The sequence below is a fragment of the Nocardia sp. NPDC001965 genome, assembly GCF_053594175.1.
Map to the genome: position 1 here is coordinate 235,984 of NZ_JBSFDZ010000010.1, position 439 is coordinate 236,422.

1 pseudogene is annotated in these 439 nt (G+C 77.7%); it reads left to right on the forward strand.

Annotated elements, in window-relative coordinates:
* Positions 1-439: pseudogene (locus ACWCPQ_RS17565) on the forward strand (hypothetical protein); the annotation flags it as partial.

A 439-nucleotide genomic window follows, 5' to 3' on the forward strand; every position in this document is an offset into this window, starting at 1 on the left:
CGCCGCCCCCGGCATCGCCCGGCACGCCCTCGGCTTCCCCGGGTACGCCCCCGGCTTCCCCGGGTACGCCCCCGGCTTCCCCGGGTACGCCTCCGGCTTCGCCCGGCACGCCTCCGGCTTCGCCCGGTACGCCCCCGGCTTCGCCCGGCACGCCCCCGGCTTCCCCGGGTACGCCCCCGGCTTCGCCCGGTACGCCTCCGGCTTCCCCGGGTACGCCCTCGGCTTCCCCGGGTACGCCTCCGGCTTCCCCGGGTACGCCCCCGGCATCGCCCGGTACGCCTCCGGCTTCCCCGGGTACGCCCTCGGCTTCCCCGGGTACGCCTCCGGCTTCCCCGGGTACGCCCTCGGCTTCCCCGGGTACGCCTCCGGCTTCCCCGGGTACGCCTCCGGCGAATCCGGTGCCCCGGTAGCCGCACTGCTCACCCGGATACTGGAATCC